Annotated in this window: 15 protein-coding genes and 1 pseudogene; 11 read left to right on the forward strand and 5 right to left on the reverse strand. The window is 38.2% G+C overall.

Translation table 11 applies throughout. From position 1 onward, the window contains the following. Nucleotides 1-12: 12 nt before the first annotated feature. On the forward strand, nt 13-816 hold the full coding sequence (locus IGI58_RS08630; RefSeq protein WP_087640531.1) for a gluconate 5-dehydrogenase: 804 nt from the start codon (nt 13-15) through the stop codon (nt 814-816). 166 nt (nt 817-982) lie between these two features. Further along, on the forward strand, nt 983-4000 hold the full coding sequence (locus IGI58_RS08635; RefSeq protein ID WP_429953780.1) for a polysaccharide lyase 8 family protein: 3018 nt from the start codon (nt 983-985) through the stop codon (nt 3998-4000). 69 nt (nt 4001-4069) lie between these two features. Here IGI58_RS08635 and IGI58_RS08640 read toward each other — a convergent pair whose 3' ends face one another. Further along, nucleotides 4070-5248 (reverse strand): MFS transporter, encoded by a 1179-nt coding sequence (locus IGI58_RS08640; protein ID WP_429953779.1) that lies wholly within the window; start codon nt 5246-5248, stop codon nt 4070-4072. An 89-nt stretch (nt 5249-5337) separates the two neighbouring features. On the opposite strand from IGI58_RS08640, the gene IGI58_RS08645 reads away from it, so the two are divergent. From IGI58_RS08645 to IGI58_RS08655, 3 genes are all read left to right on the forward strand, one after another. After that, a complete protein-coding gene (locus IGI58_RS08645; RefSeq protein WP_429953778.1) occupies nt 5338-6177 on the forward strand; it encodes a helix-turn-helix domain-containing protein in 840 nt (279 codons plus the stop codon). Between the two features lie 90 nt (nt 6178-6267). Then, nucleotides 6268-6681 (forward strand): Rrf2 family transcriptional regulator, encoded by a 414-nt coding sequence (locus IGI58_RS08650; RefSeq protein WP_429953776.1) that lies wholly within the window; start codon nt 6268-6270, stop codon nt 6679-6681. 76 nt (nt 6682-6757) lie between these two features. Continuing rightward, on the forward strand, nt 6758-7381 hold the full coding sequence (locus IGI58_RS08655) for an NAD(P)-dependent oxidoreductase (RefSeq protein ID WP_225535313.1): 624 nt from the start codon (nt 6758-6760) through the stop codon (nt 7379-7381). A 273-nt stretch (nt 7382-7654) separates the two neighbouring features. Here the strand turns inward: IGI58_RS08655 and IGI58_RS08660 are convergent, their stop codons facing one another. Continuing rightward, complete coding sequence (locus tag IGI58_RS08660) at nt 7655-8812, reverse strand: hypothetical protein (RefSeq protein WP_429953775.1); 1158 nt, start codon at nt 8810-8812, stop codon at nt 7655-7657. A gap of 175 nt (nt 8813-8987) precedes the next feature. On the opposite strand from IGI58_RS08660, the gene IGI58_RS08665 reads away from it, so the two are divergent. The 4 genes from IGI58_RS08665 to IGI58_RS08680 all read left to right on the forward strand — a co-directional run bounded on the left by IGI58_RS08665 (nt 8988) and on the right by IGI58_RS08680 (nt 15100). After that, nucleotides 8988-10229 carry a competence/damage-inducible protein A gene (locus IGI58_RS08665; RefSeq protein WP_429953774.1) on the forward strand — a complete coding sequence of 414 codons (1242 nt, stop codon included), beginning with the start codon at nt 8988-8990 and terminating at the stop codon, nt 10227-10229. Between the two features lie 114 nt (nt 10230-10343). Further along, on the forward strand, nt 10344-11393 hold the full coding sequence (recA, locus tag IGI58_RS08670) for a recombinase RecA (RefSeq protein ID WP_087640540.1): 1050 nt from the start codon (nt 10344-10346) through the stop codon (nt 11391-11393). 260 nt (nt 11394-11653) lie between these two features. Next, nucleotides 11654-13210 carry a ribonuclease Y gene (rny, locus tag IGI58_RS08675; RefSeq protein ID WP_087640541.1) on the forward strand — a complete coding sequence of 519 codons (1557 nt, stop codon included), beginning with the start codon at nt 11654-11656 and terminating at the stop codon, nt 13208-13210. A gap of 237 nt (nt 13211-13447) precedes the next feature. After that, nucleotides 13448-15100, forward strand: coding sequence for a peptide ABC transporter substrate-binding protein (locus IGI58_RS08680; protein ID WP_225535320.1), 1653 nt, complete (start codon nt 13448-13450; stop codon nt 15098-15100). A 116-nt stretch (nt 15101-15216) separates the two neighbouring features. Here IGI58_RS08680 and IGI58_RS08685 read toward each other — a convergent pair. After that, nucleotides 15217-15336, reverse strand: a pseudogene (locus IGI58_RS08685) (DUF3788 family protein); the annotation flags it as partial. A 242-nt stretch (nt 15337-15578) separates the two neighbouring features. Between IGI58_RS08685 and IGI58_RS08690 the strand changes: the two are divergent. After that, nucleotides 15579-17042 carry a MucBP domain-containing protein gene (locus IGI58_RS08690; protein ID WP_429953773.1) on the forward strand — a complete coding sequence of 488 codons (1464 nt, stop codon included), beginning with the start codon at nt 15579-15581 and terminating at the stop codon, nt 17040-17042. 1019 nt (nt 17043-18061) lie between these two features. Here the strand turns inward: IGI58_RS08690 and IGI58_RS08695 are convergent. Continuing rightward, nucleotides 18062-18955, reverse strand: coding sequence for a helix-turn-helix domain-containing protein (locus IGI58_RS08695; protein ID WP_429953772.1), 894 nt, complete (start codon nt 18953-18955; stop codon nt 18062-18064). Between the two features lie 90 nt (nt 18956-19045). Between IGI58_RS08695 and IGI58_RS08700 the strand changes: the two genes are divergently transcribed. Continuing rightward, nucleotides 19046-19273, forward strand: a complete 228-nt coding sequence (locus IGI58_RS08700; RefSeq protein WP_429953771.1) for a hypothetical protein — start codon at nt 19046-19048, stop codon at nt 19271-19273. A 376-nt stretch (nt 19274-19649) separates the two neighbouring features. Here the strand turns inward: IGI58_RS08700 and IGI58_RS08705 are convergent, their stop codons facing one another. Continuing rightward, a complete protein-coding gene (locus IGI58_RS08705; RefSeq protein WP_429953770.1) occupies nt 19650-20045 on the reverse strand; it encodes a hypothetical protein in 396 nt (131 codons plus the stop codon). Nucleotides 20046-20077 lie beyond the last annotated feature (32 nt).

The following is a 20077-nucleotide window of genomic DNA, read 5'->3' on the forward strand; positions in this document are numbered from 1 at the left end:
AGAGGCAATCAGATGACATTCACGATGGAACAATTTCAACTAAATGGAAAAGTTGCTCTAGTGACAGGTGCAGTGCATGGCATCGGCTTTGAAATCGCTAAATCATTAGCTACAGCCGGAGCAACCATTGTGTTCAATAATTTATCGCAAGAGTCTGTGGATCAGGCGATGAAACTTTATCAAGAAGCTGGGATCGAAGCGAAAGGGTATGCTTGTGATGTGACCGATGAAGCAGCTGTTCAAAAAACAGTGCAGAAAATCAAAGAAGAAGTTGGTTCGATCGATATATTGGTCAATAACGCCGGGATCATCAAACGGATTCCGATGATCGATATGTCTGCAGAAGAATTCAGACAAGTCGTTGATGTCGATTTGAATGCACCGTTTATTATGGCCAAAGCAGTTATTCCTGATATGATCGAAAAAGGTGGCGGTAAGATCATCAATATTTGTTCAATGATGAGTGAGCTTGGCCGTGAAACGGTTAGTGCCTATGCTGCGGCTAAGGGCGGATTGAAAATGCTGACGAAAAATATTGCGTCCGAATACGGGCAATACAACATCCAATGTAACGGGATCGGTCCGGGCTATATTGCAACACCACAAACGGCACCGCTGAGAGAAACACAGGAAAATGGGGAACGTCATCCTTTTGATCAGTTTATCGTTGGCCGAACTCCAGCAGCGCGTTGGGGTACGCCGGAAGACCTTGCTGGCCCAGCTGTATTCCTAGCATCTAGTGCTTCTGATTTTGTAAATGGCCATATTTTATACGTGGATGGCGGTATTTTAGCCTATATCGGAAAGCAACCATAAATAAAAATGAGTATTAGAGTGTAGAGACAGTTTGTTCTTCACTCTTTTTCTCCTGAAAAAATGAAAACGCTTGCTTTTTATCAATAAATTATTTTATTGTAAGGAATAACGGGTTGTTTGGTTATAATAAAGCAGACGTAATGTTTGCTAAGGAGGGTATAAAGTAATGAAAACAGGTAAGAAAGTTTTGTTTGCAGTTGGGTGCTCATTTGCTATTTTTAGTGGGCTCTATGGTTTTTCTAAGATTGGTTTGGCAGAGGAAGGAGCAAATGTAATTCAGGCGGAACCGCCGGCATACACATCAGATTTTCCTAATCAATTAGGAACATGGCAGGATATGGTAGGTAAAGCGGACAAAAGTAACAACAGCAGTGGATTAATGATTTCAAATACAAAGCAAGGCACCAGCTTAGAGTCCGTTTCACTAAACTTGAGTGCTGGTAAGCAAACGTCTGGGGATCTTGAGTATACCTTTTTATATGAAGGGCAGGCGAACTTCGGACTCGTATTTCGCGGAGATACACAGAATTCAAGTAAATGGCAGTCATTTGCCTATAATCGTGATGGACAATGGCAGCTAGGTCAACCAGGCGGAAAATGGATCGCTAATATTCCCGGACCTAAACTGAGTGCTGGTCAACAATATAAGCTGATTCTTCGTTATGAAGGGAAAAGTATAAAAGCTTTTTTAAATGATCAGCTCTTCTATGAGAATAATGACATCGTTTATCCAAATGGGTCTGCTATTGACGGTGACTGGGAAGGATATCCGGGGATTCGGATGTTCGGGAATTTATCAAAATTGACGGTTCTATCTATGCGAAGCGGCAAAGTAGGTAGTATTCCCGTAGTCGATCGTTCTGCCGAATATGCGCAGCTGAAAGAAAAATGGAGAAATCAGCTTGTCTCTGACCAGTATGATGAAACCAATCCGACGCTAGTCAAGTACGTTCAAACATTGTCTGAAGAGGCTGCTGAATTATATCAAACGATGAACAAATCAGCAGACCGCACGTATCTTTGGCCGTTGGAACAAGGAAATACAGCGTCAGCAGATCTAAGTACACAATTCATCAAACTGCAAAAGCTAGCGTTGGCATATGGTACAAAAGGCAGTCCGATGTACCAAGATAAGACAGTTGAAGCCGTGATCATCGATGGCTTGGATTTTATGGTCACTAAAAAGGGCTACGATGGGAAAAAATATCATGGCAATTGGTGGGATTGGCAAGTTGGTATCCCGCAAAAGTTTATCAGTACGTTGATGATTTTAGGGGATAATGTGCCAGAAGAAAAATTACAGCAATATACCGCTGCGATAAGCGGTTATGTACCAGATCCGTTCAAACAGCTGTACACTAAAACACAAGGAACATTTGTCGATCTGGCCTTTATTCCAAACTTCGTGACTTCTGGAGCGAATCGGACCGATCTGGCTCTAACTGTTTTAGGATTAGGGATCTTACAGAAAAATGAAGGCAAGATCACGCAAGCCTCCAGTAGCATCATCGATGTCTTTAAATTAGTTACAAAAGGGGACGGCTTTTATAAGGACGGCTCATTTATTCAGCATAGTAATATTCCATATACAGGCTCATATGGGAATGTTTTGATAAAAGGTGTCGGACAAATCTTAGCGATCACAAAAGAGTCCAGCTTTGAAATGGCACCAGAAATCGTAAACGAGTTTGTTGAAAACGTCGACAGAGCATTTCTTCCATTGATCTATAAAGGCGAGATGCTGCCAACTGTCAATGGCCGCTCAATCTCAAGAGCACCAGCAAAAACTAAAGTCGGCTATGGCTCCACTACGATTTACAATTTATTGATCGTCTCTAAATTTGCCCCAACAGAGTATCAGAAGAAATTTCAGGAAGCGGCTAAATACTGGATCAAGGAAAATCCGGACTATTATTTAACAAATGCGAGAGATTTTAATGACCTGCAAATGACGATGACATTGTTGGATAATTCTGGGATTATTGGAGATACATTACCATTTATTGGAACAAAAATGTATGCTTCGATGGATCGTTTTGTTCAAAGAACACCAGACTACATGATGGGCTTAGGATTATACTCTAGTCGAATCTCTTCTTTTGAAGCTGGAAATAAAGAAAATAAACGCGGCTGGCATACGGCTGACGGGATGATGTATTTATATAACGATGATGAGGTTCAATTTAATTCTGCCTACTGGCCGACAGTCGACCCTTATCGTTTACCGGGAACAACAGTAGATACAGTAGCACTGGCAGATGAAGTCTCTGCTTTTACAACTGTGACATCGAAAGAAAAATGGGTCGGCGGTGTGGATTTTGAAGGTCTAGCAACAGTTGGAATGGCACTGAACAAGACTGGTACCAAAAATAATGGCACCCTCCTACCGATGAACCTTCAAGCTAAAAAATCTTGGTTTATCGTTGACGGACAAATCGTTGCATTAGGTGCAGGAATCAAAGGCGATACCACTGCATCTATTGAAACGATCGTAGATAATCGTCTGTTGAATGATAATTACACGTACAAAGTAATTTCCAATAATAGCGCAATCGAACAAGCCAGCGAAGTAAGTAGTAAACAATGGCTCTTACTACAGTCGGACCATCAAAACGCCAGCATAGGCTATTATTTCCCGAAAGAAACAGCAGTCAATGTCATCAGTGAAACACGTACAGGTAGTTATGCACAAATCAATGAAGCATTTCCTAATAACGAGCAGTACACAGGGGATTATCGTAAATTTGTGATCGATCATGGGAAAAATCCCGTAGATGAAAGCTATGCCTACGTGACGTTGCCGGGAATAGATGAAGCAGGTCTAAAAGCTTATGCAGCAGAAAAACCAGTAAATATTTTAGCAAATACTGCAGAAGTCCAAGCAGTAGAATTACCACAGGAAAATTATTTGGGTGTCAATATCTGGCAAGAAACAGGCAGCAGCATTGCCGGGATCACTTCAGATAAAGCAGTCTCACTGTTGAAAAAAACGTCTGGCAATCAACAAACCTATGTATTCTCAGATCCGACTCAAACAACCAAAACAATGACCTTGAAACTGCCTAAAAATTACAGCAAAATCGTAAGTCAAAGTGAAGGAATCATTTATGATGCAGCAACTGATACCTTTACCGTAACCTTTGAACAGATGGATGGCAGCAAGAAGCAAATCGTGGTTGAATAAATCATCGAAAATAAGTGAGAACGTTCTGTCTCAACTCTTTAAACGCAGAGTGGACAGAGTGTTTTCACTTTATTTGGCCTTTCGTGCACTCATTTTAATAAAGAAACTACCACCTAAAGTAATCAATGCAAGAGTAAAAAATACTTTGTGCGGTTCAGTCATAGAGAAAGCTTGTATCAAATAAGCGCCAATGATTGGACCGAATGTATTTCCAAGCTTCGGTATTTCAGCTAATCCAAAATAGAATCCCTTTTTTCCTTTTGGAGCAAGCTGATCAACTAGATAATCAAATCTGACACCTAAAAATAATTCTCCTAAACTATAGGATAAGGCAACCATAAAAAATACTAGAAGATCAGTTGCCCTAGGGAGTAAAAAAAGACTGCAGGCAAACATCATATTGCTAATGATTATTGTAGCAAAAGAAGAAATACGTTTAGTACATCTAATGATCGGCACTTGCAATAATAAGATCAAAGCGGCATTGATCATTAGCATAGCGCTATATAAGGAAGCTCCTGATGGAAACAAAGAACGCGTATTGAAAAATTGAGGAACAGTCGAATTGAATTGTGCATAGCCAAAATAAGAAAATGTCACTCCTAGCAACAGGAAAATATAGGCATAAATAGAAAAGGGATCGTTCTTTTGAGTCCTTTTACAATCGCTGATTTTCCGTTTAAAAGCTGGCGGTTCTTTACGCATCGTAATGAATAGAAGAAGTCCATAAACAATGTAGCTTCCGCCAAGAACCAAATAAGAAAAAAGTGAAGAATCATCAGTGAATAGTGAATGCAATAAAGGACCTAAAAAAGCACCGATATTAATTGAAGCATATCTGAAATTGTAGATAGATAAGCGCTCTTCAGGCAGGGAAAAAAGAGATAATGTTCGCTTAGCTGTTGGTTCGAAAATAACATAGCAAAAGCCATTTAAAGCATTGAGAAATAAAAATTGAGGAACCGTTGAAGCAAAGAAAAATCCAATAAAAATAGTCCCCCAGAAAATCGCCGTATAAATCAGGAGCGTCTGAAAATTGACTTTATCCGATAAATAACCTCCGATCGGGCTGCACAAAACACTTATCAAGGGGCTGATGCTAAGGATATAGCCGATTTCAACAGCTGAAAATTGACAGTTATTAGACAAATAGATTGCTAAAAAAGGGGTGCTCATAAAAAAAGTGATACGAGTGAATAATGTTCCCAAAAGAATCGTTCGCACCTGAATCGTCATTTTTTTGATCATAAAGACCTCCGTATGATTTTTAAGTATGGTATCATAAGAAAAAATGAACCAGATTTTTTGTTGCGTATACGCACAAAAAGGAGGATATGATGATTCAATATGGCAAAACACTCAAAATGATAAGAAAATCGCGCGGTTTTAGTCAGGCTGCTTTGTGTAAAGGGATCATGAGCCGTTCAAATTTATCGAGGTTTGAAAATCAGCTGTATGTCCCTAGCTTTGATAAGGTCTTGCAATTGCTTGAGCGATTGACCGTGACGTTAGATGAGTTTGTCTATATTGATCGCGGATTTTTACCTAGCAAATATGACTATTTTTATAAAAAATTGATCCAAGCTGAAAATTATAGACAGAAAGAAGAATTAACCGAAGTTGCGAAACAAATCGCTGAACACAAGGAAGAAAGCATCCAATTTTATGAATTGTTTTTACTCTCTCAGTTCGCATTGCTCGAAAATGATCTACCGGCAATCCTGACAAAAGAAGATATTTCCAACTATATGCGGCCGGTGCTATTTGAAATAGAAAATTGGCTGTTTTATGATTTTAGACGACTGAACAATTTTATTCAGCTTTTTGAACTAGACGAAGCCATTTTCTTGTATGACCGAGCAATTACCGAGTTTGGTAAGTATGAAGGATTTCCCAAAGAAAACAATATCAAGGTCCATCTATCATTGAATCTGGGACAATTACTACTCGAGCAACAACAATTAGTAAAAGCAGAAACCTACTTCAATCGCGCCAAACAATATGCCCGTCAGCAAAACAAATTGTATCAAGAGTTGCTTAGTGATTTATTTATTGAGAAAATCATCCACCAAAAGAAGCAATTACCTCCAAAAGATCCACTTCCAACCATGCTGGCATATATGGAACAAATAGGCTATGATGCTGTTGTTCATTCACTGATGACATATACCGAATAAAAAATCGAATTTTATTATTGACTTTCAATGATAAACGCAGTAAACTTTAAATGTAACATAAATAGTTACTTTTAAATTGGAGTGATAGACATGGCCATGTCGACAAAATTAAGTGTTGCGATCCATATCCTAAGCCTGATCGAAATTGGACCACCAGATCAAGTGAACTCTGAACTGATCGCATCAAGCGTAAATACAAATCCGGTAGTTGTCAGACGCTTGATGAGTAAGCTGAAAAAAGCTGGGCTGATCCACACAAGCAGAGGCGCAACACAAACCTATTTATTGAAGAAACCGGAAGATATTTCTCTTTATGACATTTATGAAGCGGTGGAATTAGAGCATGAAGTATTCAATATCCATCAAAATCCAAACCCGAATTGTCTGGTAGGAGCGAATATTCAAGGAGCATTAGAAGAACAATACAGTAAAGTACAAGAATGTATGGAAAAAGAATTAAAAGAGATTCCTTTATCTGATGTCATCCATCAAATAAAGCAGTAAGAGACAAAAGGGTCTCTTCTCTTTTTACTATTAAATGTAACAAAAAAAGTTTCATTAAAAGAAAGGAAGAACAAACATGAAAGTAGCAATTTTAGGAGCAAACGGAAAAGCAGGTTCAGCCATTTTAGCAGAAGCGAAAAAAAGAGGGATAGAAGTAACTGCAATTGTTCGTGCTAAAGAAAAAATCACAGATGGAACGCCTGTGATCGAAAAAGACGTTTACCAATTAACAGCATCAGACATCAAGGAGTTTGATGTATTAGTCAGTGCATTAGGCTTTTGGGGCGATGTGAGTGAATTTACTGGCTCTACACAGCACTTGATCGACATTTTGAACGGTCTAAATACTCGTTTATTAGTCGTTGGCGGAGCTGGAAGCTTATACGTTGATCAAGCACATACGATGCGTCTAAGTGAAACACCAGACTTCCCAGAAGCATTTAAACCATTAGCTACAGCTATGGGCAAAGGGCTGGATCTGCTAAAAGAAGCTAAAAATATTCATTGGACTTATATCAGCCCAGCTGCTGAATTTGATGCAGAAGGACCGAAAACAGGAAAATATGTCGCTGCAGGTGAAGAACTAGAAACAGATGCCGCTGGTAAAAGCTATATTTCTTATGCAGATTATGCGATTGCGATGGTCGATGAAATTCAAAATAATGCGCATCCTGAACAACGATTTAGCGTGCATCAATAAAATAGATCGAACGAGGATGAGACAAAAGTGCTTAATTCCAAAGCACCTAACTTTTTACCGCCGTTTATTAAGAACTAAAGGGACTGGGACATAACTCTGCGAGTTACGACCCAGTCCCTTTAAAAAACGAATAAATGGTGAAAACAGAAGTAATCCCTTCGGAAAGAAGCTGATGTTGCACAGAACCTACTGGGTCACAAAAATTTGAAGATCGATTTCCGTGAATTCTTTCTTATTTCTCAGAGTTGAACACTTCTGTTTCAACCTCTCTTTTTAATAACATTTAGAGCAAGGGGTTAAACCACGTGCTGTGGCATTTTCTAATGTATCAGGAGTGTATGTGCCATTCCCGCATTTTCGTGCATGGTATTTTTCTCCAGTTGGTGTAACTAAAACCATTTGTTGAATACCTTGAGTGTCTGGTGCAGGTGCTTCTGGTGTTTGCGCTGCTGCAGCTGCTTGTTGTGCTTCAGCAGCGGCTTGCTCCTCTGCTTTTTTCTGCGCTTCAGCAACTTTTTTTGCTTCTTCTTTTTGTGCATCCAGTGTTCGTTTAACACCGCTAGCTCGATTACTTAGATCCTTATTCCCGCTAGGCAACTCGTTGATCCTAGCGATAGCCTGCTCATAATGTGCATCGGTCGGCTCTTGCTCAGCTTTTTCAACAGCAGTTCGTGCTGCCGCAATTAAGCTTTCAGTGCGCTCTTTTTCAGTGATTTTTTGTTGAACAGTATCTAAACGTTTTAATAAAGAATCCTTATTTAATGTAGCTTTGTCTACTAAAGCTGTGGCAGAATCAAGCTGTTCTTTGGTTTGTTTGGTTTCGGCAAGCTCAACAGCTGCATAAATAGGGACGTTTTCTTTAACGATCGCTAAGCGCTTTGTGAGATCCTCTCGTGTTAGAGAAGTGACTAATGTTGCTGCTTCATCATAGTTTTTTTGCGTTGGATTTTTCTCTGCTAAAACGAGAGCCGCTTCGGCTTGCTCTATCGTATCCTGTGCTTCTTTTTCTTTATTCAAAAATGCAACGAACTCTTTTGACGGCGTGACAGTGACAGCTTCTTCTGTTTCTTTATCTCCAAGCGTGGCTGTAAAGGTGATCTTTTGAGCTTCATCGCTCGTTAAGTTGACTTTGTAACTGAAAGAACCGTCTTTGGTAGCAATTTCTTCTCCATCTACACTAAGCTCGCTGTTTTTATTTGTTTTCCCTGTGACTGTAGCGATTCCTTTGTCATTTGTTTTAAGTGATGCTTCGTCAAATTCCAGAGTAGGTGAAGAGGGTGATAGAATGATTCCTACAATAAATAAAAGTAGACTAATACCAGTTAAAAGCAATGGTTTTTGCTTTTGTTTTCGCTGAATGACTGCTTTGATCGATAAAACGCTTCCTATAATAATCCCCAAAATACCTACTAAAACAATAATTGCACTCATAGTTTCATTATTCCTCCTTTTTATGTATAAACAAATTGTATCATATTTTAAAATATAAGACAGGAATCATATCACTATAAATAAAAAACAAAGACATTTAACGGCAATAAAAAAAATTCTTATGCTAAAATGAAAACAGAATGAATTGCGTATTTTAACAGAGAAGGGGAAAAAAATGAAAGCAGAGATCATTGCAGTTGGTACAGAGCTACTACTAGGACAAGTCGTGAATACGAATGCAACATTTTTATCAGAAGAATTAGCAGATTTAGGGATCGAAGTTTATTATCATACTGTCGTAGGTGATAATCCGGTACGATTAGATGAGTTGTTGACACAGGCACAAGATCGGAGTGATTTAATTGTTTTATGCGGTGGATTAGGACCGACCGATGATGACTTGACGAAGGATACTGTTGCAGCTCACATCCACCACTCGTTGATGCAAGACGAGCAAGCATTGGAGCAGTTGAACGACTATTTTAGTTTTTCGAAAAATAAGATGACAGAGAATAATCTACGGCAAACCTTAATGATCGAAGGTGGTAGAGCGATTCAAAATCCCGCTGGATTAGCTGTAGGAACGCTAGTAACAGAAAATGATACGACATATTTACTTTTACCGGGACCTCCGAATGAATTGAAGCCGATGTTTAAGAAAAACGCCCGTCCTCTATTAGAAGAACTTTTTCCGCAGAAGGAAGAGTTACTATCAAGGGTTCTTAGATTCTATGGTATCGGTGAATCTCAGCTAGTCACAGAATTGAAAGAGTTGATCGATCATCAAAGTAACCCGACTATTGCTCCATATGCTAAGCCGAATGAAGTGACTTTACGTTTGACAGCAAAAGTGGCGGATCATGGAGAAGGAGAACTGCTGCTGGATCAGCTTGAAGCTAAGATTCTATCGCAAGTAGGGGACTACTTTTACGGTTATGGGGATGAGAATAGCTTGGTAGAAGCAACAGTCGAACAGCTAAAAAAAGCTGGGAAAACTGTCTCCGCAGCTGAAAGTTTAACGGCTGGACTTTTTCAAAGTACGCTAGGAGATGTTCCGGGAGTCTCCGAAGTTTTTAAAGGAGGATTTGTGACCTATTCTGAGCAGACGAAAGAGGCTTTCTTAGGGATCGATCCGATTTTATTAGAGAAGGAAGGGGTAGTGAGTGAATTCTGTGCCATTGCGATGGCTGAGCAAGCACGAATATTAAGTGGAGCTGACTTTGCTGTTTCATTTACTGGAGTCGCAGGACCTGACGAATTGGAAGGACATCCAGCTGGAACCGTTTGGATTGGATTGGCGGAAAAGGGCAAACCAACGATTGCAGAGCTTCAGCATTTTACCAGAGACAGACGGTACATCCGTCGAAGTGCTGTAATGAAAGGTTTGGATATGATTCGTAGGGCTGTTGATAAGTAAAAATAAAAAAGGTGAACGTTTGTTCGTTTTTCTCTTGCTTTTTCTAAATAAACCAGTTATGATATATTTATTGAAAAGGAACTTAAATCGTTTATATATAAGGAGGATTATCGATTGGCAGATGATCGTAAAGTGGCCTTAGATGCCGCACTAAAAAAAATCGAAAAGAACTTTGGTAAAGGTTCAGTAATGAAATTAGGGGAGAAAGTAGACCAGCAGGTTTCTACGATTCCCAGCGGTTCATTAGCGTTAGACGTTGCATTAGGTGTCGGTGGCTATCCTCGCGGCCGGATCGTTGAAGTCTATGGACCAGAGAGCTCAGGTAAGACGACTGTAGCACTGCATGCGATTGCTTCTGTACAAAAACAAGGCGGCACAGCTGCTTTTATCGATGCTGAACATGCTTTAGATCCGCAATATGCACAAAAATTAGGCGTAAATATCGATGAATTATTACTTTCACAACCAGATACTGGAGAGCAGGGATTGGAAATCGCGGATGCTTTAGTTTCCAGTGGCGCGATCGATATTGTTGTTATCGACTCAGTAGCGGCTCTTGTTCCTCGTGCGGAAATCGACGGGGAAATGGGTGCAAGTCACGTTGGTTTGCAGGCACGTTTGATGTCACAAGCATTGCGTAAGCTTTCAGGCTCTATCAACAAGACGAAGACGATTGCTATTTTCATCAACCAAATCCGTGAAAAAGTCGGAGTGATGTTTGGTAATCCTGAAACGACTCCTGGCGGCCGTGCGTTGAAATTCTATGCGACTGTTCGTCTGGAAGTAAGACGTGCGGAACAATTGAAGCAAGGAACAGATATCGTTGGTAACCGTACGAAAATAAAAGTAGTCAAGAATAAAGTTGCACCACCATTCAAGGTGGCTGAAGTTGATATCATGTATGGTCAAGGGATTTCTCAAGAAGGTGAACTTCTTGATATGGCTGTTGAAAAAGATATCATAGACAAGAGCGGCGCATGGTACAGCTACAAAGAAGAACGTATCGGACAAGGCCGTGAGAATGTGAAAGTCTATATGCTTGAGCATCCAGAAATGGTTGAAGAAGTCTCTAAGCGTGTACGTGATGCTTATGGTATCGGCGACGGTACAGCCGTTGTTGAAGTAGAAGAAGGTCAAGAAGAATTACCGCTTGATGAAGAATAGAAACTAGAAAAAAACAAACTGTAAAAGAGCTGTGATTGCTTTTTTACAGTTTGTTTTTTCCCCTTAGCTAATTTCTTGATTGGAACAAAGCTCTTTCGATTAGGAAAGGGCTTTTTTAAGTTGACACACTGGTGCACAAACATTAGAATAAAGTTGTGTATAACTACACGTATGCAAGTAGGCATATTGATAATTGATTATAGTTTATCAGAAAACTACATGAATATTGAAAATTTGAAGATAGTACGGAGGTGGAAACAATGGGTTTACAAATTCTCCTCGCTATCGTCGGTTTAATTGTCGGTCTGGGTTTAGGGTTAGTCGTTGCAAAATCGCGTCATGAAAAGGCTATAGATGGTGCAAAGTCTTCTGCTGCAGGCATTATTGAAAGTGCCAATAAAGAAGCGGAAACTCTGAAAAAGGAAGCTTTATTAGAAGCTAAAGAAGAAAACCAGAAGTATCGGTCAGAAATTGAAAGTGAGTTGAAAGAAAGCAAATTAGAACTGAAATCTCAAGAAAATCGTTTATTACAAAGAGAGCAAAACTTAGATAGAAAAGATGACTCTCTTGAAAAACGTGAAAACTCACTGGAAGAAAAAGAAGAGAAACTTGGTGCTAGACAGCAATTAATTGATGAGCGAGAAAAAGATGTAGAAGAACTAGTTGAAAAGCAACACCAAGAAATAGAACGTATTGCTTCACTATCGAAAGATGAAGCAAAAGATATCATCATGAAATCTACCGAAGAAGAGCTAAGTCATGAATTAACTGTTATGGTTAAGGAATCAGAACAACGTGCGAAAGAAGAGTCTGATCGTAAAGCTAAAAATTTACTTTCATTAGCGATTCAACGTTGTGCAGCTGACTCGGTTTCTGAAACTACAGTTTCTGTGGTTAGTTTACCAAATGATGAGATGAAAGGTAGGATCATTGGTCGTGAAGGCCGTAATATTCGTACCTTAGAAACGTTGACAGGAATTGATTTGATTATCGATGATACGCCAGAAGCAGTGGTGCTGTCAGGGTTTGATCCAATCAGAAGAGAGATTGCTCGGATGACCTTGGAGAAATTGATTCAAGATGGACGAATTCACCCAGCTCGTATTGAAGAAATGGTTGAAAAGTCACGTAAAGAAATGGATGAACGAATTCGTGAATACGGAGAGCAGGCTGCCTTTGAAGTTGGGGCGCATACACTTCATCCGGACTTGATCAAAATTTTAGGTCGTTTACGTTTCCGTACAAGTTACGGACAAAACGTATTGAATCACTCGATCGAAGTGGCTAAATTAACTGGTGTATTGGCGGCAGAGATCGGCGAAGATGTCCAATTAGCGAAACGTGCAGGTTTGCTGCATGATATCGGTAAAGCGTTGGATCACGAAATCGAAGGATCTCACGTAGAGATCGGTGCAGAGTTAGCTGCTAAGTATAAAGAAAATGCGACGGTTATCAATGCGATTGCATCCCATCATGGTGATGTGGAAGCGACGTCAGTCATTTCTGTTTTAGTAGCGGCTGCAGATGCATTGTCAGCTGCTAGACCAGGAGCTCGTAGCGAATCTATGGAAAACTATATCCGACGCTTAGAAAACTTAGAAAATATTTCTAATGGATTTGAAGGTGTTGAATCTAGTTTTGCTGTACAAGCTGGTCGTGAAGTGCGAGTAATGGTCAAACCAGATGAAATCAACGATTTAGAAGCTGTGCGCTTAGTGCGGGATATTCGTAAGAAAATCGAAGATGATCTAGATTATCCGGGTCATATCAAAGTGACGGTCATCCGTGAAACGCGTGCAGTAGATTACGCAAAATAAAAAAAGAACAGAAACAGCCAGCGCTGATAAGCAGGCTGTTTCTTTTTGTGTCTTCCCCTAATTTTTTTCAAGTACATAAAATGGCTTTTTGGCTATATTTTTACCCTGTTTTTGTAAAATAAATGAGAAAAAATTCAGGATATTTTTACTAAACTAGCCGCAGTGTTTTAATTGCTATAAGCCTATTACTTTGCTATATTCTTTATAGAATTTTATTAAAACTGGGGGTTTTTTACTATGCAATTAAAGAAAAGCGCTTTTCTAGGTTTAGTTGCTTTATCAAGTATTACATTAGCTGCTTGCGGCGGAGGCTCAAAAAATGCCGATGGTGGTGCAAGCGGAGAAGAAAAGGTATTTCGCTTAGTTGAGAGACAAGAAATGCCTAGTGCAGATCCTTCATTAGCAACGGACGAAGTAAGTTTTGTCGCATTGAATAATGTGTATGAAGGGATTTACCGCTTAGATAAAGACAGCAAGCCACAACCAGCTGGGGCTGCTGAAAAAGCAGAAGTTAGTGAAGATGGACTAACATATAAGATCAAATTAAGAGAAGATGCGAAATGGACAGATGACAAACCTGTAAAAGCTGAAGACTATGTATATGGCTGGCAAAGAACGGTTGATCCAGCAACTGGTTCAGAATATGCTTACATGTTTAACTCTGTAAAAAATGCTGAAAAAATCTCCAAAGGCGAAATGAAAAAAGAAGAACTTGGAATCAAAGCAGTTGGTGATTATGAACTGGAAATCACATTAGAACAAGCTACTCCATTTTTTGACTATCTATTAGCATTCCCATCATTTTTACCGCAAAGACAAGATATCGTTGAAAAATATGGTAAAGATTATACAACTGATAGCGATAAAGCAGTGTATAACGGACCATTTACTTTGACTGATTTTGACGGGCCTGGAACAGATACAAATTGGTCTTATACAAAAAATGACAAATACTGGGATAAAGACACAGTCAAGTTAGACAAAGTAACGATCGATGTCGTAAAAGAAGCACCGACATCATTGAACTTATTCCAAGACGGTCAAGCAGATGATGTACCATTGTCAGGTGAATTAGCGCAACAAATGAAGAGTGATCCAAACTTCATTACCTTAAAAGCCGCATCGACATTCTATCTTGAACCGAACCAAATTGAAGAAAATTCACCATATCGCAATGCAAATCTGCGTAAGGCTTTATCTTATGCAATTGATCGTAAAGCATTAGTGGATCAAATTTTAGCAAACGGTTCTACTGTCCCAGAAGGTCTAGTACCTGCAGGCTTAGCTGCTGATCCAAAAACAGATGAAGACTTTGCCAAAGAATCTGGAAATGATATTGTCTACGATGTTGACAAAGCAAAAGAATCATGGAAAAAAGCCAAAGATGAATTAGGTATTTCTACATTATCTGTTGATTTATTGATCGATGATACTGATAATGCGAAGAAAATGGCTGAATATCTACAAGGTTCATTATCTGAAACCTTAGATGGCCTAAAAGTGTCTGTCAGCCCTGTACCATTTTCTGTACGATTAGATCGCTCAAACAAAGGAGACTTTGAAATTGCAGTGAGTGCTTGGGGAGCGGATTATGCAGATCCAAGCAGCTTCTTAGATTTATTTGTTACAGGAAATGCCTATAATAGAGGACATTATTCAAATCCTGAATATGATAAATTAGTGAATAGCGCTGCGACAACAAATGCAAACAATCCAGAAGCACGTTGGCAAGATCTGTTAAACGCTGAAAAAACGATCATGGATGATAAGGGCGTTATCCCATTGTATCAAAAAGCAGAAGCACGCTTACGTTCTGAAAAAATCAAAGATGTTGTGTACCATTCAACTGGAGCAAAATATGATTTCAAATGGGCATATATTGAAGAGTAATCACTTGAATTGAATGTTTGAGACAAGAGAATAAAACAAAAGTCGCTTAAGTTCGAGTGACTGGAGTAATGGGACTGGGACATGACTCTACGAGTCACGCCCCAGTCCTTTTTAAAACGAATAAACGGTGGAAGCAGAAGTAACTCCTTCGGAAATAAGCTGAAATTCACAAAAATTTGAAAAATAATTTTCGTGAATTCCCTCTTATTTCTTGGAGTTGGACACTTCTGTTTCATCCTCGTTGTAAAATTGACGAAAAATCTGACTTTTGGCTAGCATCTATTAAGAATTGGTGTTCTAGATTTTAGCTGCTGCATATCAATGAAGTCATGTGAAAGGATTTAGTTGTATTAGAGTCAGAAAATTAAAAAACGAATGATATTCATTAAATATTTATAAAAAAGATAAAAAAATAATATTTTTATGTTTGAATTATCTTATTATGAAAAAAGTGAAATTTATAATAGGGAGATCGATCATGAAAAAGACAATGCTTAGTTTATTTATTCTAATTTCAGCAATTTTTTTGTTACCTTCACACAGTGAGGCTGCACAACTCAATTTTTATGACATTGTGACGCTTGATCTGCAGGAACAGGCAAAGATTATCAAGGAAAAGCCAACTGTAAGCGATGGATACGCACAATACAATCTGATTTATGAAAAGAATGTCGATACGACTAATGTCAGTTCCAATGCTACAGGTACATCAAATAAAGCGAATGATCAAGGAACGACGACTAAAACAACAAAGCAAGCAAATTTGCCTAAAGCTGGGGAAAACAGACAATTTCAACTAGTGCTATTTGGGACGGGCTTCATTTTGATTAGCTTTTTTATTTTATATAAACATAGAAAATATTCAAAGTTATTATTGATTGTTATCATTCCGATGGCATTTGGTCCATCTCCTATGAAAGCTTTGGCTGCAGAAGCTTCGCTCATTCCATCTGAGAAGCTGGAATTGTCTGAGGGAGAAACTAAAATGATTGAGCCTAAGGCTATTGAAGGATATACATATGTCGGCTATTATCCATCAGAAAAAGTGGTTCTGCCAGCTGGGGAATCTAAAATAACTGTATTGTATGTGGATGAGAATAGTCAGGAGATCCATTCACCCCAAGTGCTTTTTGGGAAAATAGGAGAAAGCTATGATGTTTCAACAGAACAATACAAATTAGCGATACCTGGGTATGTACTGAATCAAATGAAATTGCCGCCGAATGCAGTTGGGACTATCAAGGAACAGGAACAAACGGTCGTTTATGAATATCAAAAGGAATTAGCTCAAAAAGGTCAAGTCACAGTTCACTACTTAGACATGAATGGTCAGGAGATTCAGCCGAAAGAGCATTTAAGTGGTGAAATAGGGCAGACATTTCAGATAGAAACGAAAGAGATTTCGGGATTTTTATTCGATCATGCTGTGGGTGATTTAGAAGGAACCTTTGGAGAAACTGAAAAGGACATCCAACTGTATTACACGGATGAAGTAACGGTCAATATACATTATATCGATAAATGGACGAAGCAGCCGTTGAAGCTGAATTCGATCACACCCTATGTAGATTATTTAAGACCGGATATTTCTGATATCGATGGCTACTATTATACTAACTCATATAATGGCAAAACATATGCACAAGGAGAAACAGCATCTGAAGACCAGCTGACAGTCAAAGTAGGGGCAAGTTATACTTTGCCGAAAGAAATCAGATTTTTGATAACTAAACCAACTGGGGAAACGATGAACACACTTAATTTTCCTAAGCCTATTGAGGATTTAGGCTGGGCCGTTGCCATCGATAGTTACTCGAACTTCTTGTATTTCCAAGAAAAACCAGAATATATACCTGCTAATTACACAGGAATAGCGGATCAAGCAACAATTGATGTTACGTATGAAGTAACATTTATTCCAACGGTAATTCCAGCACCTTGATCATGATAAAAGGAGTGGGAGAAAATCACTCCCACATTTTACTTGCAGCGGTCGCCCCAGACTCCCTTGCTAAAATCAAAAGAGAATTTAAAGAGGTTAGGGCGGCCCTCTGAGCGCTCGTTTAAGCTGTTCTGACTCTTGATCGTTTTTCTTGTTACGACGCCTTACAGGCGGTCAAGGCAAGCCCTAACAACCCTTTAGATTGAATCCTTCAAATTTTTGATTGAACTGTCTTTTTCCAAAATGAAAAGGGAGTCTTGCAATAGAATGCGTTGAAAACCTCTTAAATCGAGTTTTAAGAGGTTTTTCTTAGTGAAATGCATTTCTCTCTTAGGGTGGACACTAAAACTGCTTAAATCGAATATTAGAGCCGTTTTAAACAGTGTTGTTATTTATATAGCAAACTTGATGCTACAAAAGAAAATTAAATAACGATTTTTTATCCATTTTGCCTCTTGTATTACCTCTTGCGTTAGGTCATGCACTAGTCTTTTTTACTACAGGTACTAATGCATAAGGTAATGCAGGACTTAATGCAAGAGAGGGTAAAAGTTTAAAATGCTTGTGAGAGTAGATGTTACTTAATTGTTTGAAAATTCTGTAAATAACTTTTCGTTTTTATCGATACTTACCCTTGTGATACAAAATAATCCACCTTCTTTTTTGGTGGGTGTTTTATAACAGCTTGAGTACGTTCTCTTTCAGAGGATTCTCTAGGAGCGGGCGGAGACACAAAAAAGGACACTCACGAGAGCGTCCCAGGATGTCTTATGACCGAATCACCAGAAAAAAGACAATAGACTAACAAAAAAGCTTTCTTCAAGTGAACTATGGTAAAATAGCGTTGTAGTGAAAACTACAAAAAGGATATGCAAATCTCTTTTAAAGAAGCCCACTAACTCACTATCTTCCCCAAAGCGCACATAGTTAGTGGGCTTTTTTATTAATAGACTCATTGTACGTAATTGGAATAGGTTTGATAAGTTTTCAGTGGTCCATTTGCGAATATAGCAAGTTTCTTATAGATCAGCTTGAATAAAAATAGGCACAGTATCGTTATTTAAGAGAATTGATTCAACTTCAGTTTGAATGCTTACAGCTAAATTATGTTCGCCGACTTTAGTTAGATAGTCAATACTTTCAAAAATAGCTGATTTGTATTGTTTCTCACCTGTAGAGAGGTATTGTGTTAGATTTTTAAGGTAATCAAGGACAACCTTATAGCTAAGATCATGTATCTCATCAAGTTGTGACGTTGCTATCGTTAGGTAATATGAGCTAAGTTCATACTCTTTTTTTCTTAGCAACATAGTGATTAAATTGTTGACCATATTTTTTATAAATTCTTTGGTAGCTGTATTTCTTAAATTCATATTTTTTACAGGTAACGCTTTTTTAGCCAAATGATCTATTTTTGGTTGTTCAAATAGAAAAATGGTATGGGATAAAAGCGCATAATCATATTGGAAAAAATACTTTTTTGCATGCAACAAATGAAAAATAATGTCTAATTCACTCTGTTTCAAAGGGGAAATTTCTGCCCAACGTGAAGACAGCAGCGTTTTAATCACGACGTAATTAGACATACGTTCTATTGGCATGGCTTCAGAAAAGTTCAACGTGTGGTAATAGGCTAATAGCTCTTTTTTCATCTGTGGATCACGATCATTGACTTTATATTTTTGTAAAAGACTTCGGAAGTACTTTTGTTCTAGGTCGTCGTCTAAATACTCTGAAAATTCAACTAAGGGGACAGAAAAACGTTCGAGAATGTCTCGTAACTCTGAAAATCTTAACAGTTTTTTCCCATTTTCAATTCGAGAATAAACTGATGTATCAGTATATGTTAGGATCTCTTTTTGTTTTAAGTTCTTATTTTTCCTGAAAAAATACAACGCTTCTTCGACTTTCATAAAATCCCCCCTTGCTTTTCTCCTTCTGATTGTAGCATAATGTATTCAGAAAGTATAAAATATTCGTTTGGATATCGTGGAAGGTGGGAATTGAATGATTACAACAGCCGTTTTAGCAGCTATTTCTCTATTTGTTTGGGTGAATGGGTAAATAATTCTTGGAAAAGGAATACCAGAAATCGGAATTACCTTTCGATTCCTGGTATTTCTATTTTAAGTGGGTATCCGATTTTAAAAAAAGGCAAGCATCGGTTTTGGGCGCCTGAAGCTGTTCAACCAAATATTATTTTGGTCGCTGCACTCGATATAAAAGGTTAGTACATAGCCTCTATTTTTTGAAAAGTTCACTATGATTTATAGTACCCAATTACTCTTACATTTTGAAAAGGTGAGTTTTTTTCTTTTGCGAGCATAGTAACATGGGCCTGTGTTACGAAAGTTAAAAAGGAGTCTGGCAAAAAAATAAAAATGGATCAGCTGTAAAAAACTTATTTATAAAAATGAGGTTTGGGGAATTTCTCAAAAAACGAAAAAATGAACAAAGCCAAAAATGAAAATCAACAATTTTTATGTGAGCACTTCTTTCATTTTTTACGTAAGGTGTACCCACCTTGCTATGCTTGCAAGATACCTGAAAGAGCAAAGAAGTCAGCTGTTGTGAGCAGCTGACTTCTTGTGAATATTTTAGTTGATTCTAACGTTTTACATCACTAACATTTATCCAAACCTCTCTCCTTAATGGAAACTTGACCATTCCTTTTCGTACCCATTTTTCTTTTGGATAGTACATGTGATCGAAGGTCATACTGGCTAATATATAACATAATTTTTTTCGTTTTTTTCGTTGCCATACCCAATATCTTAAAAAATATTCTTGACCACCACCAATAGATTTGCTCCCAGATCTTTTCGTTATTTTCATTTTTAATTTTTCAGAATCATAATTTCTAAAGTAATCAATAATAATTAAGGTTATGAAAAGAAATAACAGAATAGCTAGGAAAAAAATTAAAATAAAGAGATACTCTTGTATATTTAATTTGCTGAAATCAAAAGTAGTGATTTTATTAAACCAATCAGTTGAAGACATAATTTTAACCCCATTCATATTTTTTACAAAGT

It is taken from the genome of Enterococcus sp. AZ020 (assembly GCF_050499205.1).
Lineage (GTDB): Bacteria > Bacillota > Bacilli > Lactobacillales > Enterococcaceae > Enterococcus_L > Enterococcus_L dunnyi.